Genomic DNA, 24,964 nt, shown 5'->3' on the forward strand with positions numbered 1-24,964 from the left:
GCGGTTACCACTGAACGCGCGCCGCAAGCTGGCCATTACGGGGGGTTCCTGAAACACCGGTAACCTGACCAAAGGTTGTGTCGTTCGGGTTGGTGTCGGGTGAGTTGATGTAATGGCGGTTGAACACGTTGTAGAACTCGGCGCGGATGGTGGCTTTGAAGCGGCCTTCTGGGCCCATGGCAAAAGCCTTGCTCAGCGAAACACTCTCACTGGCATCGCTGGCGAGACCCGGGTTCCAGCGCCAGTGGTTGTAGTTGTAGGGCGTGTTGCCAAGAGTGCCCAGGGTCGGGGTTGTGAAGAGGCTGGGGCTGAAGTCCTGGTTGCGCGGGTCTGAGGTATTGGCCAGGTCGACGTAATGGCCATGGAAATGATTCTTGATGTTGTCGGCTGTGACTCCGGGAGCGAAGTTGTCACGTTGATTTTGGAAGAAGAAGGGATATTGCACAGGGGAGTTAACCGTGCCCATGGGGCCGCCGGAGCCATAGGTGAGAGAGGATCCTACAGTCCAGCCGCCGACCGCTGCGTCAAGCAAACGACCTTTCGACAGGAAGGCCTGACCATTCCCGAACGGAAGCTGATAGGTAATGTAGCCGGTGACCACCTGGAGTTGATCGGTGCCCTGAACAAAGCCGTGCGAAGCAGGAATGTCAGCTGCGCTTTGATAGCCGTACAGACCATTGCCGCCCGGTGCCGAGCGGTGAGCTAGATTGCTGCCCTCGAGATGCGAGAGTGTGTAACTTATATCCACGTTCAGATTGTGTGAACTGCGTGCCTTAACCTCCGCGACGAAAGCATTGTAAGAACTCGAGCCAATCTGCTGGTCGGTCTCGAGCACAATTTTATTGTTGAAGGAAGCGGCTTGAGGGATGGGAGCGATAGCCGCGTAAGCGGGACCGCTGAAACCCTGGTAAGGATAGGGAACGCCGTCATTAGCGGCATCGGCGGCACTACTGATCGTGTCGTTGATGTGGCCGGAGGTAAGCAGGTGGCTGTAGGTGTTGAAGTCGGGATAGTTGATGCCGACCGACTCGGAGTTATCGTGGAGGGCGCTTCCGAGGCTACCCATATATCGCGCATCGAGAATGATGTTCTTGGCAAGTTCGTACTGCACGCCAGCGTAAAAATTCTGCGCCCGGCCGAGGTGGAGCGTCTTAGGACTGATGTAAAAAGGGGAATCGTTGCCCATGCTCGTCTGGGTAATCGAGCGCTGCAGTAGGACAGTTGTTCCGGGATAGCCGTTCCCCCAGTTGAAGGCAGTAGAACCCGGAACATTGTTAGGCACGATGTTGGTGCCGGTCCAGAACTCACCCTGCTGCGAAGGGAAACCGTAGCCGTAGCCCGCGTTGAACTCACCGAGAGGCACATAGTAAAGACCGTAGCTTGCACGCACCAGCAGCTTGCTGGTGAGTTGGTAGGCACCGCCGAGGTGCGGCGCGAACTGCCGTAAGGTGTTATCGGTCTGGAAGGTAGAGCCGGAGTTTTGCGCGAAGGTCCAGGCTCCCTTGTAGCTGCCCCAAAGAGGATTCTGTTGGGTCAGGTCGAAGTTAGTCCAGTGACCGTCTTGCTGGTGACCGGCAAAGGTGAAGATCCAGGTAAGGCCAAGGTTGAGGGTAAGACGAGTATTGACCTTCCAGTCGTCCTGGGCGAAGGCGTTGATGTACTTCTGCCGCGGATACGTGGGCTCAGGAACGTTCTGCGACGCTGACTGCACATCTCCGAGCAGGAGATTGGCGAAGGCACTCCCGACATAAGGCGTCAGCGAGGTGTCGGTGGGGCCGCCGGTTACATTGCTGAAGTTGTAGTTCTGAATGTTGCCGCCAGAGTTGGAGTTCAGGCCTTGGAGAAACACCTGGCCGCCGAACTTGTACGAGTGATTGCCATGCTGCCAGGCCACCGTGTCCTGGAAATGGTAACCGTAATAGTTTTGGTAAGAGTCTACCGACGTGCCGAGATTCTGCTCCCCGACACCGTTACTGCTGCTGAATCCGATTGTTGGAAACGCTGTGCTGTCGGCGTTGAATCCATAGACTGAGGCACTGGCAACCTGGTTCACTGGCACCTGGGTGTACTGTGTCGAGGAGTAGCCGACACCGAAGGTGTTCAGCAGGTTGGGCGTGATCGTGTAATTATCCACCACGCGCGCAATGAAGTTTGGCGTGTTGTTACTCCACTCCTGGCTCAACGGGCCGGGATCGCTGAGGGTGCTCACCAGGCCGCCGCCGGTTACACTGACCCACTTCACATAGTCGAACGAAGCGCTCAGATGATGAGCGGTCGAAAAGTTGTGGTCTAGCTTGATATCAAAGGACCGCTTGGTTTCGCTCGGCGTGTTGCTCACAACGGTCGGGTAGTTGTTGTAGATGCGGCTGGTCAGAGTCGGCTTGTAATACTTTTGGTAAATTCCGATGATATTTTGCGTCTGAGTGCTAGTGAAGCGGCCCGACGGAATCACGTTGTTGGCGAACGGCGTAGCGCAGGTCTGCCCGTTAACAACCTTCTGCGTCCGCGGATCGAAGATCTGCCCGTACTGATACGGAAGGCCGGTACAGGGATTGATAAATGCGGCGCCTGTGGCTGCGTTGACAACGTTGCCCTGCTGGGTGCCTCCGGTCAGCAGCTCGCTGAAATCGCCGGTGAGCATGCGTGCCGTGGGCACGGTGGTGCTATTGGGGTTCAGTGTGTCGTTAGTCTGGCTGTAGTACTCGTAGTCTCCGAAGAGAAAGGTGCGGTTCTTCCACAGAGGACCGCCAAGGCTGCCCCCGTAATCGTTAAACCGGTCGCGCGGACGAGAGTTACTACGGATGCAGGTCGCATCGTTGGAGGCGCAACCGGCGAGAAAGTAATTGTTCTGCCACGAATTTGCATTGAGAGCTTCGTTCTGAAGGAACTCGAAGGCGCTGCCATGAATCTTGTTGCTTCCCGATTTGAGCTCGAAGAGCAGGACGCCGCCGCCGGTACTGCCGAGTTCGGCGCTGGCATTGCCCGTCATGACCTGCGTCTCAGCGATGGCTTCCAGGCCGGGGGTAGCGATGGCTCCCTGGGGCCCGGCGCCGGCGTCCACGCCATCGACGTAGGCCGTGTTGGTCCAGGAGTTGGCACCTCCGAGATACAAGGTGCTGTAGACCTGGTTCCCTGAGATACCAGACTTGGCGGCGCTCGGAGTACTCTGCACCAGGAGCTGCACGGCGTCGCGGCCGTTGGTGGCGTTCAGAGGCAGGTCGCGAAGCGCTTCCTCTTCAAGCGTGTTCGTGATGGTCGATGTGTCCGATTCGAGCAACTGCGGAGCGGCACTGACGGAGACAACTTCGTTGGAGGAGCCGATCTCCATGCTCACATCAAGGGCCTGGACCTGCGTGGCGACGAGATGAACGGAGGACTTCGAGTCTTTGAAGCCCTTGTGACTCATCTGGACGCTGTAATCGCCGATCGGAAGCCCCGTAATGCTGTATACCCCGGCGGCATTGGTGAGACTGGTAAACGTCGCCCCTGTATTGGCGTCTTTAACGATAACGTTAACACCCGAAATCAGCGCTCCGGTCGAATCGGACACATGTCCCGTCACCGTGGCTCGATCGGCCTGAGCGAACAGCACTCCTGTGCACAAGAATGCCTGTAAAAGAAACGTGCCAAAACCCCGAAGTTTTCCTGGTAAATGCATTTATGCAAATCTCCTCGCGAGCCAGCAGCATCGTGCTAGAAACACATCGGGAAAAATACCCGCATAGGATTGCAATTTACGCAAGAAGATCAGGCCCAACTGCCACTACTCAAATCCAATTTGTGAACGATAACATTTGGCAGAATTTATATGTCCCACAGCACAGGACTGTCAAGGGCTTTTAGAAATTGTTTGCCATTTGGGTTGTAAATCCTCTATCGGGGAGCACCGGGAACAAGATCGCACCAAAAGTGGCACCATCGCATTTTGAGCATGAAAAAGCCTCTCGGTCGAGAGGCTTTGATATTTCCATTCCATTCATCTCATGGAAATATAGGGTGCCCGGAGGGGGACTTGAATCCCACGACCGGTTAAGGTCTGCGGATTAGCAGTGATTCGAGTTCCTACGAGACAAGCTTGCTAAAATCTGGGTTGCAAAGAAGCCGTGACAACGAAGTTGTAGCTGAGACGCATGACTTTCAGTGACCGCTCGAAGACCCTCGAGCCTCTGCTGTGCCGAGATACAGCAGGCGTCGATAGAAGAAGAATGTCACGAAGTACAGATCGCCCGGCCGTTGGTACCGCACAAGGTCTTCGCCATGCCGAGCAGTGTAAACTGCGGTGTTGCTCCTGAACATCCTACAAACCCATATCTCAAAAACGAGATATGGGCCACCCACCCGCCCTCCCCTCAAGCCCTCGCAGGAGTCTCCGATGCACAAGCGCAATTTCGTTCTCGCTCTCATCCTCATCGCCGCGCCCATCCTTCGCGCGCAGACAGCCAGCCCGCTCCACCCCGAGCAGCACGAGTTCGTCCTGCACAACTTCAAGACCGAGTCCGGCGTCGTGCTTCCCGAAGCGCGCATCGTCTATGGCACCTACGGTCAGCTCGATGCTGCGGGCGACAACGCCATCCTGCTCCCATCGCACTACATGGCCAGGCTCACCGGCTATGAGTGGCTCATGAAGACTCCCGACTATCCTAACGGCGCTCTCGACACCACAAAGCTCTTCCTCATCACCTCCGAGCTCTTCGGGAACGGCCGCTCCTCTTCGCCCAGCAATACGCCCGAGCCTTTCCACGGCCCACGTTTCCCTGTGATGACCATCCGGGACAACGTCAACGCCGTGCACCAGATGCTCACCGAGCAACTGCACATCAAGCACCTGCGTGCCGTCATCGGCTTCTCCATGGGAGCGCAACAGGCATTTCAGTGGGCTGTCAGTTATCCCACCTACATGGATCGCATCGTCGCCACCTCCGGCACGGCGAAGACCTATGGCCATGGCATCGTCCGTCTCGAAGGCCAGATCGCGGCGATTACCGCTGACTCCACCTTCAATCACGGCGACTACACAGCTCCCCCGCAAAAAGGCCTCGAAGCCTTCGGTGTCGTCTGGCTCGGCTGGCTGCACTCGCAGGAATGGTGGCGTCAGGAGCTGTGGCGTAGCCCCGATCGCCCCAACCTCACGCTCCAGCAGGTCATCGACAACGCGCGTCACAACTTCATTCCCGGAGCCGACGCCAACAACCTCATCCTGCAGTGCCGCACCTGGGAGGCGAACAACGTTGGCGACACTCCCGCCTCCTCCGCTGGCGCCCCACCCTCTGAAGCCCACCCAGCCTTCAACGGCGACGAGAAGAAGGCGCTCGCCTCCATCAAAGTTCCCGTGCTTTACATGCCCTCGGCTACAGATCTCTACTTCCCTGTCACTGACGCTCGCTACGAAGCGCAGTACATTCCAGGTGTAACGCTGCTCCCCATTCCCTCCCTGTGGGGCCATCCGGCTGGGGCAGGCGCAAGTCCAGCCGATAAGGACTTTCTGAACAAGAACATCACAGCCTTCCTCGCGGGCGAGACCATCGCAACGGACAAATAATCATCACCAGACAAAGAGAGCCGCAGCCAAACCTCGGCTGCGGCGTCCATTACCGCGCTGCTGCAATCCCATCGGAGACAGAGCCATCGTGCACCTTAGCGGTTATAAGATCGAAAAATGCGATTTCACCTCACCGCCCTCTTTGTTTTGGTCTCTTTTGTTTTGCCATGTCTGGCACAAACGCAAGCGAAGCGATCGCAAACGGCAGACAGGTCGCAACAGGTCCAGGCAACAGCCCGCGTACTCGCAGAAACCTATGATGAGAACACCGGCCTCTTTCGCGGCACCGGTTGGTGGAACTCCGCCAACGGGATCTCAGCTCTCGTCGAGGCCGCCCGCGTGCTCCACACCACCGAATTCGACGCTATCTTCCAAACCACTTTTAGCGCAGCGCAACATCAAGCTTCCGGCTTCCGGAATGAATTCTACGACGACGAGGGTTGGTGGGCGCTCGCATGGCTGGACGTCTATGATCTCCGCGGTGACAGACGCAATTTAGAGATGTCGAAATCGATCTTCGACGACATGACGACCGGCTGGTCGGACACGTGTGGGGGCGGCATCTGGTGGAAGAAGAACGTGCGTTACAAGAACGCCATTGCCAACGAGCTCTTTCTATCCGTCGCCGTGCGCCTTGCCGCTACCACATCAGGCCAGGACCGTGCCCGGTATCTTGACTGGGCACAGAAAGAGGAACGCTGGTTCGTGAACTCCGGCATGATCAACGATCAGGGTCTTATCAACGATGGTCTTGACTCTGCCTGCCACAACAATCATGCGACCACGTGGACGTACAACCAGGGCGTTGTCTTATCCGGACTCTCAGGGCTGTCCAAACTCACGCATGATCCCGCGCCTTTGCAGCTCGCCGACCACATAGCAGCAGCCGTGGGACGGCAACTCGTCGATGCACAGGGCATCTTGCACGATCCGTGCGAGTCGGACTGCGGGGGTGACGGTGTGCAGTTCAAGGGCATTTTGGTGAGGAACCTCGTTACGCTTCAGCAAGCTCACCCATCTCCGGAGATCGTTACGTTGCTCGATCAAAACGCAGAGAGCGTCTGGAGGAATGCCAGAACAGAAAATGGGCATTTCTCAGTGAACTGGGCCGGTCCGCCGCAGGATAGCGGAACAGGCAGCCTGATCTCCGCCTTAGACGCCCTGACTGCTCAAGTCCTCGTTGAGCAGTCAAAGAGACGATAGCTCTGCAGAACCACCAGTTGCACCCAGTGCTACACTTGATTCATAATGACTGGATCACCAACAGGTATGGTGCGGGCGTTCAAAACATCGTGGTTTGCGAAGGCGGCACGAAAGGCGCATATCACGGACGAGGAGCTTTGCGTTGCGATCTCGCAGGTTGCGATGGGGCAGGCGGATGATCTGGGCGGTGGTGTCTACAAGAAACGCCTACGCAAGAACCAATACCGCTCGATCATTTTGGCGAGGATCGGAACGTTCTGGGTCTACGAGTATCTGTTCGCCAAGCAGGATCGGGCCAACATCGACGACGATGAACTGGTGGAGTTTCGCAAGCTGGTGAAAGCCTATGGAACAATCACCCCGAAGCAGATCAATCTGCTTCTACAAGATCAAGCCTGGATGGAGATTTGCAATGGCAACCAAGCGTAAATTCAAGAGCGATGCCTTTGAGGCGATTCACTCTTCCGCTGCGGCTCTGCATAAAGTCGGAGCAATCGACAAGACCACCATGAAGCACTTCGATGAATCCTGCCTCACTGCGCCACCAGCTCTGAAGCCAGACCAGATTAAGAAGCTTCGGTTGCGCCATCATGTGAGCCAACCCGTTTTTGCCCGTTATCTGAACACCAGTGAGTCCACCGTCGAAAAGTGGGAGACGGGAGCGAAGCAGCCGAGTGGGATGGCTTTGAAGCTTTTATTCGTAGTGGAGAAGCACGGTTTAGAAGCACTCTCATAGCGAGGTTGCCGCGCCTGTTCGCAAATACTTTGACCATTTTAAAAGGTGCCGCGAAAACTTCGTAAGCTATTGACTATATGGTGCCCGGAGGGGGACTTGAACCCCCACGACCGGTTAAGGTCTGCGGATTTTAAGACCCCTTCGGCGCTATTTGCTTTCCCTAGAATACCCCTGTTTTCGGGGGTATTCCTATTTATGCCCGTTTGGTTTGTGAGGTTCGGTGACGGTAGATTATGGTCGAATGGTCACGATACTGGTCACGCTTCTGCCACTTCCTGTATTCATGGAAGATGCACACACTTGAGGCTGTGAAAGTTGCTCTCCATAACGCTTCCGATCTGACCCTGCTTGGAATCATCCTTGTATTCGTGATGTCCGCGACGAATCTCGCTTTGACACTCTTCTATACTTGGCGAAATACGAGAAAAACCAATTTTATCAACACGGTCACCTCGTCCCGAATAGAGTGGATCGGCTCCCTCAGAGAGAAAATGTCGAATTTCATTGCGACAGCAATTGCTCTCAAATACATCCCTGCAAACGACCCCAGAGCTGAGAACAAGAGGGTTGAGCTGGACTCGCTGCGATATTCGATATTTCTGCACTTGAACCCGGACACAGAACCAGACAAAGAAATTCAGTCGCTTGTCTTAGATTTACACTCCGGCACAGAAGCAACGGCAATTGTGCGGCTGCGAAGCCTAACCCAGCGCTATTTCAAGAATGAGTGGGAACGTGTGAAGGATGAAGCCGAAGATGGACGGCTGAAAGCCAAACGGATAGATCACAAGGAGGCGGCATCTCTGGCGACCCAATCATCTCAAAAAGCGGTCTAGCCTAAAACTGGCTCGATCTCCCGGCAAGTTCTACAGACATCCGGCACCCTCCCGCACCCCAGGCAGCTACTAATCCCTCGGCTCTCATTTTCCGCCGATATCCTGATCCAGCGCCAGCACTTCATCAATGCTCATCCCCATCTTGACGCTAAACGCAAAATCCGACGCGCTACAGGCTTGCTCATAGTCCCGCGCGAGTCTCCGAAAGGTTCTATGGTGCATCCCTTTGCGTCGAAACAACGGATCGAACAGACACCCCCATCCCCCACACCGTTCCCTGATCTTCCATGCGCGAGATTCCGCACGGTCGCCGCGAGATTCATGCTGACAAGGATAGGCAAGCCGATAGCAGTGGCGACAGGCGAAGATTCTCCCACCGTAGAGAACCGCCACGCGTCGCCCGCAACCTCTCGCCGGACAGCGAAACCAGACCCGTTCTCCCCCGTATTGGCACGGCGTCCGTTCCAGCAAGATTGGATATTCTTGGTCAGTCCCGCCCTCACCCGCGCCACCATGACGATATTTCAGGGTCACGCGGTCAGCTTCAGGGCAGATGCTGATACTTCCAACGGATTCCCCGTTCCGTGACCACCGCCAAAGGAACGAATAGCGCCGCTCCAGCACCCCATCTCTCTGCAATCGCCTCACGTCGAGTTGTCGATAGTCGGCGGTCGTTTCTTGTGATGCGCAACGTCTGCCGCTGCCATATCCCCCCATACATTGTTCTCCCGGAAGATTCATCGAAATCAATAGGCAAATCGGGGTCGGTTTCGAATCATTAAACCCCCGAAAAATCATCTTCCCTATGACAGGATTGCAAACTTCCACTGTCGGCTGCCAGTTTCACATATTTACGGGCTTGTACTTCCGTGGGTTCAAGAGGTGCATCTTCCAACGGCGGACATCGATCTTCAGTCCAATCGCCTTGCGTTGCGCTCTCCGCCCAGGGCCATCCGGCACGGCCTCTCGTTCGAGCCTTAGCGCTCGCACTTCGTCCGCGATCTGCTCGGCTAACGCTTCGCGCTCTTTCGGATCGTTTGAGAATGACGAGGATTTCAGATTAGTCTCGGCCAAAGCGTTCCCTTTCTCTTTGGTGTCTATCACCGCCATGTCGAGATTGCGCTTACGACTCATATTGCTATTGTGGCACTTACGGAACCTAATGCGTTTTCAGAGACGTCCAAAAAGTTCGGGAAGAGGCGTCTTTAGTCCTTTCGCAACCCTCTCGATATTCAACAGCGAGACGTTTCGCACCCCGCGTTCAATCCCGCTGTAATACGTCCGATGCAACCCGCAGCGTTCGGCGGCCTCTTCCTGATTGATCTCCTGCTCCTCGCGAATGCGACGAATAGCGCGACCAAACCGAATGCGAATATCTACGGGCATTGGGTCTTATCATCGAATCGTGTAGCCTATGCGTACACATCCGATGAGTCACATTGATAAAGGCTTGTCGGCGAATCAAAGTCCAGAAGGGTTTAACTGATGAGACGGCCATTTGGAACATTAGCGCTCGGGCTTGCCACCGCCGCAATCATTGTCGTCTTTCGTCAGCTTGGAGGCTTTACCCTCTCAGCCTCAATCTTGCTCGGAGGCTGCTTCGCCATTCTTGGGGCATGGGTTCATGAACTCTACAAATTAGCTGCTTTCAGGTCTTACAGCGTGCAATTCTTCATCAACTTTGAGGCGCTCCGCGAAGACTTAGGACTGGTGAAGGACACAGACCCAACCGACCGCGAACAAATTCCCTATGAGTTGTACAACTTCACAGCCATCAGCGCGGCCTTGTTTGTCCACTATCGTGAATACGTCTACCAGACAGCGAACGAGTTGAGCCTCACTGGTAGAAATACCCGCACCGATGACGAGTATTGTTCTGCTATCAGGTTTGGAGGCAAGATTCCCGGTAGTCTCAAGTTCTCGACAAATTGGGGAGACCCTCGAAACATCGCGTCCCAGTTTCCACGCTTCATTCTTAGCGAGGGCCGGACAGGATTTGAATTGAAAGTTCAAGTTGTTCCTGAATGGTGGTCAGAATATAAGAAACATTTGAGCAGCGAACTACGCAATCTGCCTGTGAGCTATGACGGGTTCATCGTTCTGACTCAGCTACCGTATGGTTATATTCCCGAGCATGTTCGACGATTCGAGGAGCCGGTGAGCTTTCTCTACCCGTTCGACAGAATCCATCGTCGATGGAAATCTGATCTGTCAAAGCTCGGCTGGGCTGTCACCGAGGCTGACGAGCAAATCTCGTCTCGCTACCTGATTGCCAGATATCGGGGAATTTGGCCGGTGTCTTAGGCTCTTGTCGCACATTCTCAAGTGTTATTTTGGAATCACCGGATAGCTGCTGACTGATCCTCAGCGGCGACAAGGTGGGACGCCTTCCCGTCCCGCCTTCCTGTGTATCAAGCGCATCGGGAAGGTCACGGAAGGGTGACTTATGTACGAGAATTATGTGCCTTGGGAAAGCGGCGTCCCCGCCGATCTTCGTCCAGCCGTAAAGCATCTTCGTGAGTCATTCGATGATGCTCACCTCTATTTTGGTTCGGTGACAAAAAACTTCTGCTATGCACTCTTACATGCGGGCACAATATCGGAAGAGTCCAAAGAATATGCTGAAGCGCTCGTAAAGTTAAAAGCGCGGATCGGCCCAATACCCTCACAGAGATTCAACGAAACAGTCGCGCAAGGAACACCTTCAGCGATATTTAAGAGCCATTTCGACTTTTATCTGGAAGGGTTGAGCGTCCAAGTTCCCCTAATCTTCAAGGCTTTGGTCAAAATTGGCCGCGCGAATGAAAACCACCTATCCACCCCCCATCTTGAATGGGCCGAATCACAAACGAAACTCCTGATTGGCTCATACATTCACCTCATAGATATTTGGGTAAGGGCGGTGTGCGATACAGACCCCTATGACCCAGACGAAGACTTTGACGAACGAATACACCGCACTAAGTGGCAAGCTCCCCGATTCCTCATCATGAAGCCTTCACGATATGAACCCTATGACGCGGCAAAAGCGTGGGAACGGGTAGACGCAGAAACAAGTATGCGATGGCGCAAAATGTTCTATGAACATTACGTCCTTCATCTCGAATTGAAATTGAGAAATCTAGCTGGTGAGGCTGCAGTCGAACTGGCAATGCAGCGCCAGCCAGCTACTCAGCCGACAGTCGAGCGCACCTCTCAGCAAGGCAGTCAGCACGCATCTTTGGCAACTGCCTCCGACTCGACCTTGGAACAAGGGTTCGGTTTCTCTCCGGACTTTCGCAGCGTTCGGCACTCTGATTTGCAACACGCGCTGACGCTGGCACAGAGCCAAATGATGAGGGTACTTTGGGAAGCCCACTCAAGTGGTTATCCCGTTGTCGGCAAAGCTAGACTCTTGACTGCGATTGAAAGCGAAACCAGTGCAGTGCGGGACACTTGGAGAAAGTCCCCTCTCTGGAACACGCTCATCGTAAGTGAAAAAAAAGGGGCGTATCGTCTCAATCTTCCTAAAAAATAGCTCTATCGAATCTCACCGGGTTATTACCGCGCAAATACCGGGATAGGTCTGCTCTGTCACCGGGCATGTGCTCTAAAGTCGCTCCAAATAGAAACGACGCTCACCCCTTGCTTAGGGAAGGTGGGCGTCGTGTGGAGCTTCTATGTCAAAAGTTGACCATACTTTATACCTCGCTGCAAGTCGTCAAATTGCTCGCGCCGTCTCGCTTCTAACCCTTGCTGAGGCTCAACTCAGTTCGGCCAGCAAATCCGCTCCAAACCGCCACCATCGCAATAAGCTCGATTGGGCAATCGTCAATCTGGCGAAACTCAGCACCTCACTGGACCGCATCCTCTCAACGCTTGAAAGCGGGTGCGACCGATGAGCCGACTCTGGCGGAATCACCCAACATCCCCAAACCAGCATTGCCGCTCAAACTCTTCCCTGCCGGGACAGGTGTCGCAGCCCACCCAGGCTGACATCCTGCTAGCCATGCTCCGGGGGGCTCGCTCTCAGGGCAGCGCCGTGGAACTGCCCGCGATCATGCGGGCGGGCATCGCACAGCACGGCGCTCGCCTCTTCGAGTTAAGGGAACGCGGCTTCGTCATCGTCAACCAGATGGAGCGAGACGACGGAATCATCCGCTCTCGCTATCGCCTCACATTCGACCCCGAAAGCGAGGGACGATGAGCGACCCGAACCCCAAACGCAGACGGAAAAGCGAACAAGAGCCGGAAATCACTTGGACACACATCCCCCGGATCGAGCCGGGGGTGTACCCAGCATACTCGCGTTCCGCAAGGATCGTCCGTGACGGTTACTACAAACGCTGGTACTGCGCCGTGCAATTCGACGTGCTCTCAGACGACCTGGCCGAAGTGCTTGCCGAACTGACCCTGTTCCTCAACATGGGCGATGCCGAAAAACCCCACGCTGGCAGGCGCGGCAACTATTGGCAGGCATGGATAACGGCTAACGGCGGGCCTCCCCAGCGCAAGGACAGGCTCTCACCCCGCGTCTTCACACGGCGTCAAGCGCGCGTCAGTATCGGGGACACAACCAAGAATTTCAAACAGGCCCCCGTCGCTGCGTACAGCGTCGTGCGTCACGTCGTGCGATGGGAGACCGGGGGTGGAAGATGAGCGAAATCAAATTCTCCGATGTCCCCGAGAAATACCAAATAACCAACCAGCCAACCAACCAAGGAAGGCCCGGTATAAGCCTTTGTCTTTGCGGTGGATGCAGAAATTCGTTGTCAGCTTCGGCCCTAGCCGGGGTCGAGGGATACACCCAAATCAACCCTATCCCAAGGGGCGGGCGGTCGATTCGTCGATTCGCCCGCCAAAGGCCCGTCATGGGTTCATCACAGACGAAACACAGAGGATTCAATATCCGCAGCGTCATTCTATCTCACTCTAAATCAGCAACTTGGAAAGGGGTGTGACTCTAACGTGACCTATTCAAAATACCCCGACATCTCCGCGCATCTTGCCGTTCCACCCAAAAAACGCCTAGTCAGACTGAAGGATGCCGCCACCTACCTATGCGTTAGCCCTTGGAAGCTCCGCCGTCTTGTTTGGGAGCGTCGCCTGCCAGTGGTGCAGGACTGCGAAGGTTCTCCCTTTCTATTCGACCAGCGCGATCTTGATTCGTATGTCGAAAGCCACAAACGAACCTTTCCGATCTGATTCGTGTTGACATCTAACCTAAGGCTAGGCAAGATAGAGGCATGAAAAAGAATACAGCGGCACAGGCACTCGGGAAGTTGGGAGGAAAGGCAAGAGCAAACAGCTTGAGCGACTCCGAACTATCCGAGATTGGAAGAAAGGGCGCGGCGGCCCGGGCAAGCAAACTCAGTCCAGAAAAACGCTCAGAGATAGCGAGCAAAGCTGTACAGGCTCGCATAGCGAAACAGAAGGCAAAGGGAGGCAAAGCATGACGACCAGACGCACCAAAGGCTCAGGAAGCATCTACAAGCGCCCGGACTCCGCCGTCTATTGGCTGAAGTACTCACGGCACGGCAAGCCCTATCGGGAATCCTCTGGCGAAACCGATTTGCGGAAGGCAGAAAGGAAACTAAAAGTGAGACTATCCGAAATCACAACCGGGCAATTCATCGGCCCTCAAGCGGAGAGAATCAAGGTTGCCGAACTTGCGGATGATTTTCTACGCGAGTACCGCATCAATGAACGCAAGAGCATCGACGATGCAACGGCGCGTTGGAATCTCCACCTAAAGCCATTCTTCGGCCATTGGAAGGCCGTAGACGTGTCCAGCAACTCCATAAGCGAGTACATCGACCAGAGACAGCAGGAAGGCGCAAAGAACGCGACAATCAATCGTGAGGTTGCGGCCCTAAAGCGTATGTTTCGCCTTGGACAGCAATCGACCCCGGCGAAGGTTCTACGGATGCCGCACTTCCCTCATTTACGCGAAAACAACGTCCGCAAAGGATTCCTTGAGGACAGCCAATATAACAAGCTGGTCGCAGGGACAGAGCTTTGGTTCCGCGCATTAGTCGAGTGCGGTCGTACATACGGCTGGCGGATCTCTGAATTGCTCACAATGAAGGTCGGACAAATCGACCTCTTACAGCGGGTCATTCGCCTTGACCCAGGCACGACGAAGAACAGCGACGGGCGGGAAGTTTTCCTAACCGATGCACTTCACTCGCTCTTGACCGCTTGCGTGACAGGCAAGGCTAAGGACGATGCGGTATTCACCCGGCCCAACGGTATCGCCGTGCGGAGCTTCCGTGATGCGTGGGAAAAGGCTTGCGTCAACGCGGGAGTCGGGCAATTTGTTTGCTATTCCTGTTCAAAGTCGATGTCGTCTGAATCGCCTTGCGGGAAGTGCAACGGCAAACGCGCCAAATATAGCGGCCTGATCTTCCACGATTTGCGGCGGACGGCAGCGCGAAACCTACGCCGTGCGGGTATCTCCGAAACCGTGATTATGAAGATCGGCGGATGGCGTACTCGGAGCGTGTTTGAACGCTATGCAATCGTCAGCCGTGGGGACATTGTTGAGGCAATGCAAAAGCTGGAAACAAATCGTCGTGAGACCGAACAAGGTCACGATATTGGTCACGTTGGCGAATCTGCGCCAAATAGCTCAACCCCGATCATCATCAACTAATGCGGTAGAATCAAGGTTTTTGGTGCCCGGAGGGGGACTTGAACCCCCACGACCGTTTAAGGTCTGCGGATTTTAAGTCCGCTGTGTCTGCCGATTTCACCATCCGGGCGCGCTTTGAAGTTCGCATTCTTATCGTATCGCAGGCAGCGCCACCTTATGGCTTCCCTGAGTAAACGGCGCGATACAGCTCGCGATTACGCAGAATTCCCTGCACATACTCACGCGTCTCGGTATACGGAATGGACTCCACCCACTCCGGAATATCCTTGTAGTCGTTCGTCGCAATCCACTGCCGCACCGGCAGGTCGCCCGCGTTGTATGCGGCCAGCGCATATTCGATCTGCCCACTATAGCGGTCGATCGACTTCTTCAGATCGATCGTTCCAAGCCGAAGATTGATGGAAGGGTTCAACAGGTCGGACGTCGTAAGATGACGATCGCCTGTCTGCTTCGCCAGCGATTTCCCAACCGACGGCAGCAGCTGCATCAGACCATACGCATTCGCCTTGCTCACCGCACCGGGATTGAACTCCGACTCCTGGCGAATCAAGGACGCCACAAGATAAGGATCGAGTCCGTTGATCTGTGCGTTGCTCGAAAGCTCCTGCCAGTAGGGCCGCGGGAAGACCAGCTGCCAGTAGACCATCGGCACCTCTGCAACAGGCAGCGAGAAGAACGGCAGGCCGCTGCGCTTCATCGCCTGCAGCGCGCGCGTGTTCTCGCCAAAGCTCTCGTAGATCTCCGCCTCAGCCAGCGCACCCCATTGCGAAGAGGTCTCGCTCAACTGAATCTCCGGACGGATGTACTCATTCAGCGCGGCGTTTGCCAGCAGACGAGCCTTGATCAGGTGCGGATCGTTCTCCGGCAGCGAGTCCGTCAGCTCCGGATCGTTGACAAGCCGCACAGAGGCCAGCGCTACAGCAGGTTCCGGCGTCGTGCGGTTCCCCAGCACGGCGATCCTCTGCCGCGCCAACATCGCATAGTAGCTGTTCACATAAGACGCATCGAGTGTCTTGTAATAGTTGATCGCCTGCCCGAAGTTGCCCTCGACATCCTCATACATGCGGCCGCGCCAGTAGAGCGCGCCAGGGATCTCCGTGCCGGCGGGATAGTTCGTAATCTGCTCATCCATCAGTCGTGCGGCGTCGCCATAATGCCGCAGGCGATAGCTCAGCCAGGCGGCGCGCCAATGCGCGTTCGGCGCATACGTGCTACGCGGAAAGTGCTGGCCCAGCAGGGTGTACTCTTCAATCGCATGTGCCGAATCGCGCTTGAGCAGGTACATGTTGCCACCCGAGTACAGCGCCTCTTCCAGCCAGCGGCTCTGCGGATACTGTGACAGCATCTGCTGCACCAGCCGGTCGTGCTCGTCGGTCCTGCCCTCGTTGCGGGCCAGCTCCGACTGCAGATACATCTTCAGCGCGGCGCTGTCGTCGCCCGTCACCGGCAGATGATCTACATCTCCACGGCTCAGCTTCTTCAGCCGCAGGTCGCAGACGGCGGCATAGATCTCCAGCGCATCACGGTCAGCGCTCGAGAGTTCGCTGTCATTCTTCTGCAGCGCGCGATACTCCTGCTCTGCAATGTCGTAGTGCTTCGCGTTGAACATCGCATCGGCATGCTGCTTGCGTTCCGCCGCGGTCAGCGGCACATTCATCGCAGCAAGCTGGGTCTTCGCTCCGGCGGCCTCGTTGCTCAGCGGGTCGCGGATATAGAGCCCGCGATAGAGAGCCGCCGCCTGCTGAGTGTTGCCGCTGGCCTGGTAGGCCTTGGCCAGCGTGAAACGGAAGTCTACGTGGCTTCCAGCCGGCTCGGACTGAAGCGGCAGCAGCACCTGCAGCGCACTGGCCGGATCGTTGTTCCCGAGATAGGCGTTCGCCAGCAGAATCGGCGCAGTGGGCACAAACAGGCTCCCCGGATGCCGCTCCGCAAAGTGATCCAGCAACGCATAGGCATCGCTCGCCCGGTTGCCCTGCACCGCCGCCTGAGCCCCGAGGTAGTCGGCATAATCATCCAGTGACTGACCACGCTGTCCTGCCTGCCGGAACGCGCTCTCCGCCTCCGCATAGCGGTGGTCCAACATATAGGCGTGTCCAACCGAAAGGTCCGCTGCCGCACCGGCCTCCCCCGAGTGCGACGACGCATAGCCGAGCACACCGTTGTAGGCTGCCGCACTCCGAGTCGCGATGAGCTGCTGCGCCATGGGCCGAAGCTGCGCGGACGCCGTAAAAGCCAGCGTAAGCCGCCGGCTCTCCGCCGTGGGCGCCACTTCAACCCTCATGCGTGCGTGATGGCCCTTTGAAACCACAACTTCGCGATTTCTGCCACGCGCGTTCTTCCCCCTGGCTCCCTTTGCCGATGCCTTACGGCTCGTTCCCCGGCCTGCCTGAGAAGCGTGCGAAGTTGTTTTAGATCTGTGAGTTGCAACCAAACCCGAAGCCTTTTTCTTATGTTTGCTGGAGGTTTGCGCCGAGACAACACTCGTGTTTGCCAGCACAGCCAGCAATCCTATCGCGACAAATCTGACGCCCCACCACCTACCGCTCATGCTGTCCATCATCTCTTTAGACTTTAAGGCGCAAACGCTCCTTGTGCCTTTCTGACCTGAAGCTGCGCGAACCATGCGAGGTAACTGGCCCGCGTCCTGTACACTTACAAGCAACGCACTATGGCTGTTCAAACCCAATCCACTACGGAAGACCTGACCGACCTGCCGCCTGAAATCGCTGCGACGCTGCAGGCGGAGCCTCCCCATCCGGACCTTGAGCTCGTCGAACGCGCCAAGGCGGGGGATACGAGCGCCTTCGAGCAGCTCGTCCGGCAATATGACCGCCAGATCTTCCGCACCGCCCAGCACATCACGCAGAACCGCGAAGACGCTGAAGATATTACCCAGGACGTCTTCTTCAAGGCCTTCCAGAAGCTCGACCAGTTCCAGGGAAACTCCAAGTTTTCCACATGGCTGGTTAGAATCGCCGTCAATGAGAGCCTGATGCGGCTGCGGAAGCGGAAAACCTCCAAAACGGTCTCCATGGACCAGGATGTCCAGACCGACGAGGGCTCGATCCCCCGGGATTTCGCCGAGTGGAGGCCCAATCCGGAGCAAAATTACTCCCAATCGGAGCTCGCGGAGATCCTGCGCAAAACAATTGCAGGTTTGCCCCCAGGATTTCGCACCGTTTTCACGTTGCGCGACATCGAAAACTTGTCGACCGAAGAGACTGCGGAGGCGCTCGGACTGAGCGTCCCGGCAGTCAAGTCACGATTGCTGCGTGCTCGCCTGCAACTTCGCGAGCGTCTCAGCCGTTACTTTCGGAAGACGAAAGAAGGCTCCAAGTGAATTGCACGGATTTTCTAGCCAAACTAACCGACTACTTCGACGGACAGATCATCGACGCCGAGCTGCTTGCGGAAGTCAAAGAACACCTCGGCACGTGCCATCACTGCGAGGTCGTGGTCGACACGACGCGCAAGACCATCGACGTCTATCGAGGTCACCAGCCCTATGAGTTCCCTGAAGAGCTCTCCGAGCGGCTGCGCGCAGCCGTCATGACCCGATGCAAAGCATCGGTCAGCAAATAAACCTTCGCGACATCAGAGCGGCCCTGAAGAGAACGTGCGCCGGACTCTCCGCTCGCAAACTCGTTGCTCGTCGCTCTTAAACGCCCCGCACCGCCAGAGCTTTCGGTTGCCCACCCGACGCCATAGCTGACTCACACAAGGCTGGCGGCAACTCCTGGTCCTACCGCACCACTCAACAGAAGAGGCGGCCCGAAGGCCGCCTCTTCTGTTGTCCAAAGAACGCTTGACTACTTGACTACCGACTGGAACAGCGGCGAGCCCAGAAGGCTGGCAAACTGGCCATCTGAGGAAGAAAAGTCCACGGTCAGCGTACCGGCGGCGGAGTCGATCTTCGTCTCATCCATCGCCGACTTCTCGATAGGTGAACCCGAGGTCTGCTTCATGATGGCTACCCCCTTCATCAGGGTCGCCACGGTCGCGGCCGTAATCGTGTCCGACATCACAACCGACATATTGAAGCGAACACCGTTGGTGAATTCCATCGTGTAGCGAGAGCTCTTCATACGGTTCTTCACCGTATCGTAGTCCGCCAACTGAGCAGCCTCGCCCAGGGCGCTCTTCATCATGGTCTGAGTACCCTTCTGGTCCAGCAGGCTCCAGACGGCGCGATTGTCCACAATCGCCATCTCGTTCATCATGTCGCTGTTCTGCAGGAAGTTGGGGGTCAAACCGTCACGTGCATCCAGCGCAGCCTTCACAGCCTCGTGGTCGCCGAAGACCATCGTCGTCTGGTTGAGGAACACGACGCTCATGCCGCCCGCGCCCATGGGATAGACGCTGTTGTTGCGGATCATCATCGGCTTGGTCTTCTGCTTGGCAAAGTTGGCCAAAATCGTCTGGGTTTGGAACTGCCCCTGCGCCACGCCAACGATTCGTGTACCGGCTCCGCCGGGTGCATTGAAGGCCGCAAAGGCCAGTGTCTCGGCATCCTGGTCGACCTTGAGTCCTGAGGTCTTCAGCGCCGTCTCCAGCCGCTTCAACTCTGGCGGCAGCACGCGATCCTTCAACTGCATCGCCGCGGGAGAGTTCTGCATGGCCCTGTAGTCGACCACGATAATTTGCTGCACATCCTTCGGAATCGACGACCGCGCATCCCCACCCAGTTGGGCAGCCTGGACCGCCATCGGTGCCATTGCCATAGCCGCCATTGCGGCTACCGCCGTTCCGTACTTCCAATTCTTCCAGATCGTCACGTTTGTGCTCTCCAAAAGGCGCGCGATTCCGCGCACCCGTCTTATTCTTGCGTGAATCCACCCGAGCCGCAAGCGAAATCTCCGGTGCAATCTGGCTCTATGGCCAGTCCAACGGCTGTTTCAGCCGCCGCTCGAGCACCTTTCGCTCTGGATCGAAGTTAATGGTTTGACGTACCCACTCGGCGTTCGGCTCATAGGCTTCTTCAGGAATTAACCCAATCACCTCGCCTTCGCCGATCTCAGCACCATGCCGCTTTGCGACCTCTTCCACCGTCGCATGGACCTTGGTCATCGGTGTCCGCTGAAAATCGGTGATGTTCATGCTCACCTGGGCCCGGCCATTGGCCATGACGCCCATCGCCTTCACCCCGAACAAACCGCCGTTCGACGCTCGAATCTCCCGCGCAATCGCCCGCGCCAGGCTTACATCCGGCTGCTGCAGGTAGATATTGTAAGCAATCAGAAACTTACGAGCCCCCACGGCACTGGCCCCCGCAGTCGAGTGCAGCTCCGGACCGCCGATATCTGGCCGCCGAGTCGCATCCTTGACCGATTCGCGCAGCAACCCCTCGAACTGGCCCCGGCGCACATCTTCGAGATTCACTCGGTCAGGCCTCGCGGCGGCAGCCTCGTAGAAATACACCGGCACCCCAAACCGCCGCCAGATGGCCATCCCCGCCTGCCGGGCCAGCATGACGCACTGCACCAGGGAGAGCCCGCTCACCGGAACGAAAGGAACCACATCCGCCGCTCCGATACGAGGATGCACCCCCGTCTGCTGTGTCAGGTCGATCAACTGAGCCGCCTTGCCGACTCCTCGCACGGCAGCCTCGACGACGGCCTCCGGAGAACCGGCAATCGTCACCACGGAGCGGTTGTGGTCCGCATCCCGCGACCAGTCCAGCAGGTGTACCCCGTCGACGCGCATCGCGCGGATGATCGCCTCCAGCGTTCCCGCGTCGAGCCCCTCCGAAAAGTTCGGAACGCACTCGATAATCTGCGGTACTGTCGATGCCTCTCCGTTGCTGTGCTTTTCGTCTGTCAACTCGTCCTTAGCTTTTCTTGTTGTCATTCCCGAAGGGAATCTGCTTCCTTACCGTGCGACAGCTACTTCCACCAGCTATAGCCAATCGACATCTGCAGGCTCACATTGACGCCCGGGTTCTTATCTCCGAGGCTGGCGCTCGAGACGTGCACCGCATTGGCGCTGAAGTCGATCGAGCGGCGCGGTTTGACGAAGTAGTGAACGCCCGCGCCTCCCTGCGGCGTAAAGTTCCACACGCTGGTGTTCGCCTGCGGTCCTGTCTGAGTCGGGTCGCCCGCATTCAGGTTGCCCACAGCCGGATACTTATGGTTCGTCCAGACCACACCGCCTGCCGCCTGCACCCACGGCATGAGACGCCGGCCGTGCGTGAAGTTCCAACGCACCATGATCGGCGTGATGCTGGCTCCTGTATAGGTGCCGCCTACCGTATAGGGATTGCTGCACTGGGCCGCAACTGTCGCGCCCGTCGGGCAAGCGAGCCGCTGAAACTTCGGCGTATACGACTGCCAGAACGGAAAGACTTCGACGGCATATTCAACGTTTCCCTTGAACAGCCCCGTGCCGATCTCCGGGGTAAGGATCTTGCCGGCGTGTCCGCCGACGAGCAGGAAGCTGTAGTCGGTCCGGTCCTGCAGACCTACGCCGCCCTGCAGCAGCGCGCCATACTCCCACGAGGTATTCGAGGCGGCATCCGCCACCGGCGAGGTGGCCAGATGAGCCTGGGCTCCGGCTGGTACGCCGATTGCCAGCGCAAACACACATACGACACGACCCACGAACTGCTCAAACTTCATTCCACTCCTCACAATCGAAAGCCGCCATTGGATGGCGGCTTTCGCATCTTCCAGACATGAGATGCACTGGCTAAGCCGAAAGCGTCTCTTCATTCATGTCGAAGTTCGAATACACATTCTGCGTGTCGTCGAGGTCTTCGATGGCATCCAGCAACCGCGACATCGCCGCAGCCGTCGTGCCTTCGAGCTTGGTATAGGTCGAGGAGATCATCGTCACCTCGGCATGCTCCGGCGTCATCTTCGCGGCCTTGAGAGCTTCAACGACAGCCTCGTAGTCCTTGGGCGAAGTAAGGATCTCCCAGTTCTCGCCCTCGTCGCTCAGATCGTCAGCGCCGGCCTCAAGGACCACCTCGGTGATCTTTTCCTCGTCGGCTACCGCCTTGGCGACCACGATGACGCCCTTCTTCGAGAACATATAGCCCACCGAGCCGGTCTCGCCGAGGTTGCCGCCGTTCTTCGAGAACGCGTGGCGAATCTCGCTCGCGGCACGATTGCGGTTATCGGTCAGCACTTCGACGATGACCGCGACGCCACCAGGACCGTAGCCCTCATAGGTGATCTCTTCGTAGGCCGCGCCTTCCAGCTCGCCGGTACCCTTCTGGATCGCCCGCTTGATGTTGTCGGCCGGCATGTTCTCGGCCTTGGCCGCGGCAATAGCGCCGCGCAGGCGCGGATTGCCGTCCGGATCGCCGCCGCCGCCCTTGGCGGCGATGGTGATTTCCTTGATCAGACGCGTGAAGATCTTGCCGCGCTTGGCATCCAGCGCGCCCTTTTTATGCTTAATTGTCGCCCATTTTGAGTGGCCGGACATCGAGTGAACCTCTACTACCTGTGAAATCGTATCCGCTTGAAAAGGCACGCCAGCAGCGGCCATCCATGCGTCTTCGTCGTTCGCGATTGTAGCATGTGGAGGCTCAATTTTTCGCCTGGAGCCCCCTCAGCCCGGGGTCACGAGGCCGTTGCGATGCCTCCGCAAAATGCGTATTCTCGAAAAGTAACACCTTGTAACCCATAGGGGCACCCGACATGGCTACAGCTTCTACGACCAGTCTGAAGCTCGATCTCGAGCTAAAAAAACGCGTGCAGCATTTAGCTGAATCGAGACGCAGAAGCTCCCACTGGCTCATGATTGATGCCATTGAAACGTACGTCGATCGCGAAGAAAAGCGAGAAGAGTATCGCCAGGCCGGCCTTGCCGCCTGGAACAACTACCAGACCACCGGCCTGCACCTGACGGCAGAAGAGGCCGATAGCTGGCTTGCAAAATTGGAAAATGGCGAAAAGGCCAAAGCTCCTAAATGCCACGTCTGATCTGGTCGCCTGAAGCCGTTGAGGATTTAGTTCGTCTGCACGCTTTTCTCGTGACCAAGAGCCCCGATGCGGCCAGACGCGCTATCAAGGCAATTCGTCAGCAGGTAAAACCTCTGGCACGACACCCTGAAGCTGGCCGATTCATTGAGGACATGCCGCCTGAGTTCATGGAATGGTTCATTGAATTTGGCAATAGCGGCTATCTTGCCCTCTACCACTTCGACGGCAAAAAGGTCGTCATTCTGGCTGTCCGTCATGGACTCGAAGCAGGATATCAATAGGCAAAGCGACCACTGACCGCCTTTGCCTGGTTAAATCAGCTCCGCGGCCAACAAATCATCCAGCGTTTCCCGTCTCCGGATGAGCCTTGCCCTGCCCTGCTCGACCAGCACCTCCGCGGGCCGAACACGCGTGTTGTAGTGCGAAGCCAGCGACATTCCGTAGGCTCCCGCGTCCAGCAACACCACCAGGTCGCCCTGGCGAAGCTCCGGCGTCTCGCGGTCGCGGGCAAAGAAATCGCCGCTCTCGCAGACCGGCCCAACGATGTCCGCCACCTGCGCCGCCCGCTCGTCCTTCACCACCGGGACGATTTCGTGATGCGCCTGGTAGAGCGCCGGACGGATCAGGTCATTCATCGCGGCATCGGTAATCACAAAGTGCTTCTTGCCGTTCTGCTTCGTGTAGAGCACCCGCGTCAGCAGCGACCCCGCCTGGGCCACCAGAAACCGTCCCGGCTCCAGCAACAGATGCGCGTTCAATCCGTTGAGTACCTCGCGCAGGGCCTGCGCATACTCCGCCACCCGCGCCGCAGGATCGAACTCCGCCTTGCCATACTCAATGCCGAACCCGCCGCCCGCATCGACGTAACGAATATCCATGCCATCGCCGCGCAGGTCTTCGACCAACGACCGCACCCGTCGCACCGCCTCCGCAAACGGCTCGACGCTGCGAATCTGCGAGCCGATATGCACGCTCACACCCGCAGGCTCGATGCCCTGCATCCGCACCGCGCGCTGGTAGACCTCGCGCGCGCGTTCAATCGCAATCCCAAACTTGTGCTCGCGCAGACCGGTGGAGATATACGGATGCGTCTCCGCAAAGACATCGGGGTTCACCCGCAACGCGATGCGCGCAGTCTTGCCCAGCGCCTGCGCCCGCTCTGCCAGAACCTCAAGCTCGGCCTCGCTCTCGACGTTGAACAGCAGAATCCCCGCGTCCAGCGCGGCATCCATCTCCCACGCCTGCTTGCCGACACCCGAGAAGACAACGCGCCCCAGAGCCTCAGGAGCAGCCCGGCGAACCCGCTCCAGCTCTCCCCCCGAGACGATGTCAAAGCCGCAGCCCTGTTCACCCAGCATGCGCATAATGGCCAGCGAAGAGTTGGCCTTCACCGCATAGCAGATCGTATGCAGCACACCGGCAAACTCACCCTGCAACATCCGCGCGCGTTCTGCGATGGCGTCGCCTGAGTAGACATAGAGCGGCGTGCCGAACTGCGCTGCCAGCTCACTGAGGTCGGCGCCTGAACACTCCAGGCGCGACCCGGCATAGACAAAAGGACGAGGGGAAGAGATCGAACTCACGAAGCAGTTGCACCTGTGGCCTGTGACGGCTGCACGTACTGAAGATTCGGCATCAGTATCCATGCGATGAAGTAACCAAGAATAGGACTACCCGCGCCGCACAGCACCACCAGGCAAAGCACGATCCTCACCAGGGTGACGTCCCAGCCATAGTGCTGCGCAAAACCCGCGCAAACACCCGCAATCATGCGGCCCTCGCGCGGACGGACAAGGCGTCCCTGCGGAGCGGAAAAGGGTTCATAAGCGAAGGGATTGCCACAACTGCTGCAAAACTTCGCGCTGGAATTTGTTGAATTACTGCATGCCGTGCAAACCATCGTGGCCTCCCACTAAACTCATTGTTTCATACGGCTAATGAGTGCTCGCGGTTCCATGGGGCGATGGCGTTGTAAAGCTTTTGCCGTCGTTTGTTCTTCGTCGTCATCCTTCTATGAAGAGAGGCGTAGTTGTCCAGGGGTATTTTGCGAACAGATTGCGTACAGACTTCTATTCGTGCTCATGGCACACA

Annotated in this window: 25 protein-coding genes and 1 tRNA gene; 15 read left to right on the top strand and 11 right to left on the bottom strand. The window is 57.1% G+C overall.

Annotation, left to right across the window (positions count from 1 at the left end):
* Positions 1-4: 4 nt before the first annotated feature.
* A complete protein-coding gene (locus tag HDF15_RS21485; protein WP_184259340.1) occupies positions 5-3,658 on the bottom strand; it encodes a TonB-dependent receptor in 3,654 nt (1,217 codons plus the stop codon).
* Positions 3,659-4,372: 714 nt separating this feature from the next.
* Between HDF15_RS21485 and HDF15_RS21490 the strand changes: the two genes are divergently transcribed.
* From HDF15_RS21490 to HDF15_RS21510, 5 genes are all read left to right on the top strand, one after another.
* Positions 4,373-5,539, top strand: a complete 1,167-nt coding sequence (locus HDF15_RS21490) for an alpha/beta fold hydrolase (protein ID WP_184259342.1) — start codon at positions 4,373-4,375, stop codon at positions 5,537-5,539.
* A gap of 117 nt (positions 5,540-5,656) precedes the next feature.
* Positions 5,657-6,742, top strand: a complete 1,086-nt coding sequence (locus HDF15_RS21495; RefSeq protein ID WP_184259344.1) for a glycoside hydrolase family 76 protein — start codon at positions 5,657-5,659, stop codon at positions 6,740-6,742.
* Between the two features lie 45 nt (positions 6,743-6,787).
* Entirely contained in the window at positions 6,788-7,171 is a 384-nt protein-coding gene (locus HDF15_RS21500; RefSeq protein ID WP_221314558.1) for a type II toxin-antitoxin system RelE/ParE family toxin, read from the top strand.
* Entirely contained in the window at positions 7,155-7,478 is a 324-nt protein-coding gene (locus tag HDF15_RS21505) for a DNA-binding transcriptional regulator (protein WP_184259346.1), read from the top strand. Before HDF15_RS21500 ends, HDF15_RS21505 begins: the two co-directional genes overlap by 17 nt.
* A gap of 233 nt (positions 7,479-7,711) precedes the next feature.
* Complete coding sequence (locus HDF15_RS21510; RefSeq protein WP_184259348.1) at positions 7,712-8,314, top strand: hypothetical protein; 603 nt, start codon at positions 7,712-7,714, stop codon at positions 8,312-8,314.
* Positions 8,315-9,157: 843 nt separating this feature from the next.
* On the opposite strand, the gene HDF15_RS21515 is transcribed toward HDF15_RS21510, so the two are convergent.
* Together HDF15_RS21515 and HDF15_RS21520 are read right to left on the bottom strand one after the other, a co-directional pair.
* Positions 9,158-9,448: a hypothetical protein gene (locus HDF15_RS21515; protein WP_184259350.1), complete on the bottom strand. Its 291-nt coding sequence runs from the start codon at positions 9,446-9,448 to the stop codon at positions 9,158-9,160.
* 36 nt (positions 9,449-9,484) lie between these two features.
* A complete protein-coding gene (locus tag HDF15_RS21520) occupies positions 9,485-9,700 on the bottom strand; it encodes a helix-turn-helix domain-containing protein (RefSeq protein ID WP_184259352.1) in 216 nt (71 codons plus the stop codon).
* 276 nt (positions 9,701-9,976) lie between these two features.
* Here HDF15_RS21520 and HDF15_RS21525 point away from each other — a divergent pair, with 276 nt between their 5' ends.
* The 6 genes from HDF15_RS21525 (at position 9,977) to HDF15_RS21550 (ending at position 14,948) form a co-directional block, all read left to right on the top strand.
* The gene (locus HDF15_RS21525; RefSeq protein ID WP_184259354.1) at positions 9,977-10,618 is read left to right on the top strand and encodes a hypothetical protein; all 642 of its coding nucleotides are present in this window, start codon (positions 9,977-9,979) and stop codon (positions 10,616-10,618) included.
* Positions 10,619-10,760: 142 nt separating this feature from the next.
* Complete coding sequence (locus tag HDF15_RS21530) at positions 10,761-11,831, top strand: hypothetical protein (protein ID WP_184259356.1); 1,071 nt, start codon at positions 10,761-10,763, stop codon at positions 11,829-11,831.
* Positions 11,832-11,973: 142 nt separating this feature from the next.
* Entirely contained in the window at positions 11,974-12,195 is a 222-nt protein-coding gene (locus HDF15_RS21535) for a hypothetical protein (protein ID WP_184259358.1), read from the top strand.
* Positions 12,192-12,500 (top strand): helix-turn-helix domain-containing protein, encoded by a 309-nt coding sequence (locus tag HDF15_RS21540; RefSeq protein ID WP_184259360.1) that lies wholly within the window; start codon positions 12,192-12,194, stop codon positions 12,498-12,500. The genes HDF15_RS21535 and HDF15_RS21540 overlap by 4 nt, the downstream gene beginning before the upstream one ends.
* Before the next feature lie 83 nt (positions 12,501-12,583).
* Complete coding sequence (locus tag HDF15_RS21545) at positions 12,584-12,952, top strand: hypothetical protein (protein WP_184259362.1); 369 nt, start codon at positions 12,584-12,586, stop codon at positions 12,950-12,952.
* Between the two features lie 793 nt (positions 12,953-13,745).
* Positions 13,746-14,948, top strand: a complete 1,203-nt coding sequence (locus tag HDF15_RS21550; protein ID WP_184259364.1) for a tyrosine-type recombinase/integrase — start codon at positions 13,746-13,748, stop codon at positions 14,946-14,948.
* Positions 14,949-14,968: 20 nt separating this feature from the next.
* On the opposite strand, the gene HDF15_RS21555 is transcribed toward HDF15_RS21550, so the two are convergent.
* A tRNA-Leu gene (locus HDF15_RS21555) sits at positions 14,969-15,057 on the bottom strand.
* A 45-nt stretch (positions 15,058-15,102) separates the two neighbouring features.
* Positions 15,103-17,217 (bottom strand): transglycosylase SLT domain-containing protein, encoded by a 2,115-nt coding sequence (locus HDF15_RS21560; RefSeq protein ID WP_311733171.1) that lies wholly within the window; start codon positions 17,215-17,217, stop codon positions 15,103-15,105.
* Positions 17,218-17,616: 399 nt separating this feature from the next.
* Between HDF15_RS21560 and HDF15_RS21565 the strand changes: the two genes are divergently transcribed.
* Entirely contained in the window at positions 17,617-18,288 is a 672-nt protein-coding gene (locus HDF15_RS21565) for a sigma-70 family RNA polymerase sigma factor (protein ID WP_260331247.1), read from the top strand.
* Positions 18,285-18,530 (top strand): anti-sigma factor, encoded by a 246-nt coding sequence (locus HDF15_RS21570; RefSeq protein WP_014266357.1) that lies wholly within the window; start codon positions 18,285-18,287, stop codon positions 18,528-18,530. The genes HDF15_RS21565 and HDF15_RS21570 overlap by 4 nt, the downstream gene beginning before the upstream one ends.
* Before the next feature lie 227 nt (positions 18,531-18,757).
* Here HDF15_RS21570 and HDF15_RS21575 read toward each other — a convergent pair whose 3' ends face one another.
* From HDF15_RS21575 to HDF15_RS21590, 4 genes are all read right to left on the bottom strand, one after another.
* Entirely contained in the window at positions 18,758-19,678 is a 921-nt protein-coding gene (locus tag HDF15_RS21575) for a hypothetical protein (RefSeq protein WP_260331250.1), read from the bottom strand.
* Positions 19,679-19,820: 142 nt separating this feature from the next.
* Positions 19,821-20,795 carry a glutamate formimidoyltransferase gene (gene ftcD, locus HDF15_RS21580; protein ID WP_260331248.1) on the bottom strand — a complete coding sequence of 325 codons (975 nt, stop codon included), beginning with the start codon at positions 20,793-20,795 and terminating at the stop codon, positions 19,821-19,823.
* Positions 20,796-20,830: 35 nt separating this feature from the next.
* A complete protein-coding gene (locus HDF15_RS21585) occupies positions 20,831-21,562 on the bottom strand; it encodes an acyloxyacyl hydrolase (RefSeq protein ID WP_184259371.1) in 732 nt (243 codons plus the stop codon).
* 70 nt (positions 21,563-21,632) lie between these two features.
* Positions 21,633-22,373, bottom strand: a complete 741-nt coding sequence (locus HDF15_RS21590; RefSeq protein ID WP_184259383.1) for a YebC/PmpR family DNA-binding transcriptional regulator — start codon at positions 22,371-22,373, stop codon at positions 21,633-21,635.
* A gap of 215 nt (positions 22,374-22,588) precedes the next feature.
* Here HDF15_RS21590 and HDF15_RS21595 point away from each other — a divergent pair, with 215 nt between their 5' ends.
* Positions 22,589-22,873: a CopG family ribbon-helix-helix protein gene (locus HDF15_RS21595; RefSeq protein WP_014266362.1), complete on the top strand. Its 285-nt coding sequence runs from the start codon at positions 22,589-22,591 to the stop codon at positions 22,871-22,873.
* A complete protein-coding gene (locus HDF15_RS21600; protein WP_184259373.1) occupies positions 22,861-23,154 on the top strand; it encodes a type II toxin-antitoxin system RelE/ParE family toxin in 294 nt (97 codons plus the stop codon). The genes HDF15_RS21595 and HDF15_RS21600 overlap by 13 nt, the downstream gene beginning before the upstream one ends.
* 30 nt (positions 23,155-23,184) lie before the next feature.
* Here HDF15_RS21600 and lysA read toward each other — a convergent pair whose 3' ends face one another.
* Together lysA and HDF15_RS21610 are read right to left on the bottom strand one after the other, a co-directional pair.
* The gene (gene lysA, locus HDF15_RS21605; protein WP_184259375.1) at positions 23,185-24,456 is read right to left on the bottom strand and encodes a diaminopimelate decarboxylase; all 1,272 of its coding nucleotides are present in this window, start codon (positions 24,454-24,456) and stop codon (positions 23,185-23,187) included.
* Positions 24,453-24,773: a PspC domain-containing protein gene (locus HDF15_RS21610; protein WP_014266365.1), complete on the bottom strand. Its 321-nt coding sequence runs from the start codon at positions 24,771-24,773 to the stop codon at positions 24,453-24,455. The genes lysA and HDF15_RS21610 overlap by 4 nt, the downstream gene beginning before the upstream one ends.
* Between the last annotated feature and the right edge of the window lie 191 nt (positions 24,774-24,964).

It is taken from the genome of Granulicella mallensis (assembly GCF_014203225.1).
GTDB classification, from domain to species: domain Bacteria; phylum Acidobacteriota; class Terriglobia; order Terriglobales; family Acidobacteriaceae; genus Granulicella; species Granulicella mallensis_A.

Excerpts from the sequence above, each read along its gene's own strand:
- HDF15_RS21485 (WP_184259340.1), bottom strand. The coding sequence starts at position 3,658 with ATGCATTTACCAGGAAAACTTCGGGGTTTTGGCACGTTTCTTTTACAG.
- HDF15_RS21490 (WP_184259342.1), top strand. The coding sequence starts at position 4,373 with ATGCACAAGCGCAATTTCGTTCTCGCTCTCATCCTCATCGCCGCGCCC.
- HDF15_RS21495 (WP_184259344.1), top strand. The coding sequence starts at position 5,657 with ATGCGATTTCACCTCACCGCCCTCTTTGTTTTGGTCTCTTTTGTTTTG.
- HDF15_RS21500 (WP_221314558.1), top strand. The coding sequence starts at position 6,788 with ATGACTGGATCACCAACAGGTATGGTGCGGGCGTTCAAAACATCGTGG.
- HDF15_RS21505 (WP_184259346.1), top strand. The coding sequence starts at position 7,155 with ATGGCAACCAAGCGTAAATTCAAGAGCGATGCCTTTGAGGCGATTCAC.
- HDF15_RS21510 (WP_184259348.1), top strand. The coding sequence starts at position 7,712 with ATGGTCGAATGGTCACGATACTGGTCACGCTTCTGCCACTTCCTGTAT.
- HDF15_RS21515 (WP_184259350.1), bottom strand. The coding sequence starts at position 9,448 with ATGAGTCGTAAGCGCAATCTCGACATGGCGGTGATAGACACCAAAGAG.
- HDF15_RS21520 (WP_184259352.1), bottom strand. The coding sequence starts at position 9,700 with ATGCCCGTAGATATTCGCATTCGGTTTGGTCGCGCTATTCGTCGCATT.
- HDF15_RS21530 (WP_184259356.1), top strand. The coding sequence starts at position 10,761 with ATGTACGAGAATTATGTGCCTTGGGAAAGCGGCGTCCCCGCCGATCTT.
- HDF15_RS21535 (WP_184259358.1), top strand. The coding sequence starts at position 11,974 with ATGTCAAAAGTTGACCATACTTTATACCTCGCTGCAAGTCGTCAAATT.
- HDF15_RS21540 (WP_184259360.1), top strand. The coding sequence starts at position 12,192 with ATGAGCCGACTCTGGCGGAATCACCCAACATCCCCAAACCAGCATTGC.
- HDF15_RS21550 (WP_184259364.1), top strand. The coding sequence starts at position 13,746 with ATGACGACCAGACGCACCAAAGGCTCAGGAAGCATCTACAAGCGCCCG.
- HDF15_RS21565 (WP_260331247.1), top strand. The coding sequence starts at position 17,617 with ATGGCTGTTCAAACCCAATCCACTACGGAAGACCTGACCGACCTGCCG.
- HDF15_RS21575 (WP_260331250.1), bottom strand. The coding sequence starts at position 19,678 with ATGGCGGCTATGGCAATGGCACCGATGGCGGTCCAGGCTGCCCAACTG.
- ftcD (WP_260331248.1), bottom strand. The coding sequence starts at position 20,795 with ATGACAACAAGAAAAGCTAAGGACGAGTTGACAGACGAAAAGCACAGC.
- HDF15_RS21585 (WP_184259371.1), bottom strand. The coding sequence starts at position 21,562 with ATGAAGTTTGAGCAGTTCGTGGGTCGTGTCGTATGTGTGTTTGCGCTG.
- HDF15_RS21590 (WP_184259383.1), bottom strand. The coding sequence starts at position 22,373 with ATGTCCGGCCACTCAAAATGGGCGACAATTAAGCATAAAAAGGGCGCG.
- HDF15_RS21595 (WP_014266362.1), top strand. The coding sequence starts at position 22,589 with ATGGCTACAGCTTCTACGACCAGTCTGAAGCTCGATCTCGAGCTAAAA.
- HDF15_RS21600 (WP_184259373.1), top strand. The coding sequence starts at position 22,861 with ATGCCACGTCTGATCTGGTCGCCTGAAGCCGTTGAGGATTTAGTTCGT.
- HDF15_RS21610 (WP_014266365.1), bottom strand. The coding sequence starts at position 24,773 with ATGGTTTGCACGGCATGCAGTAATTCAACAAATTCCAGCGCGAAGTTT.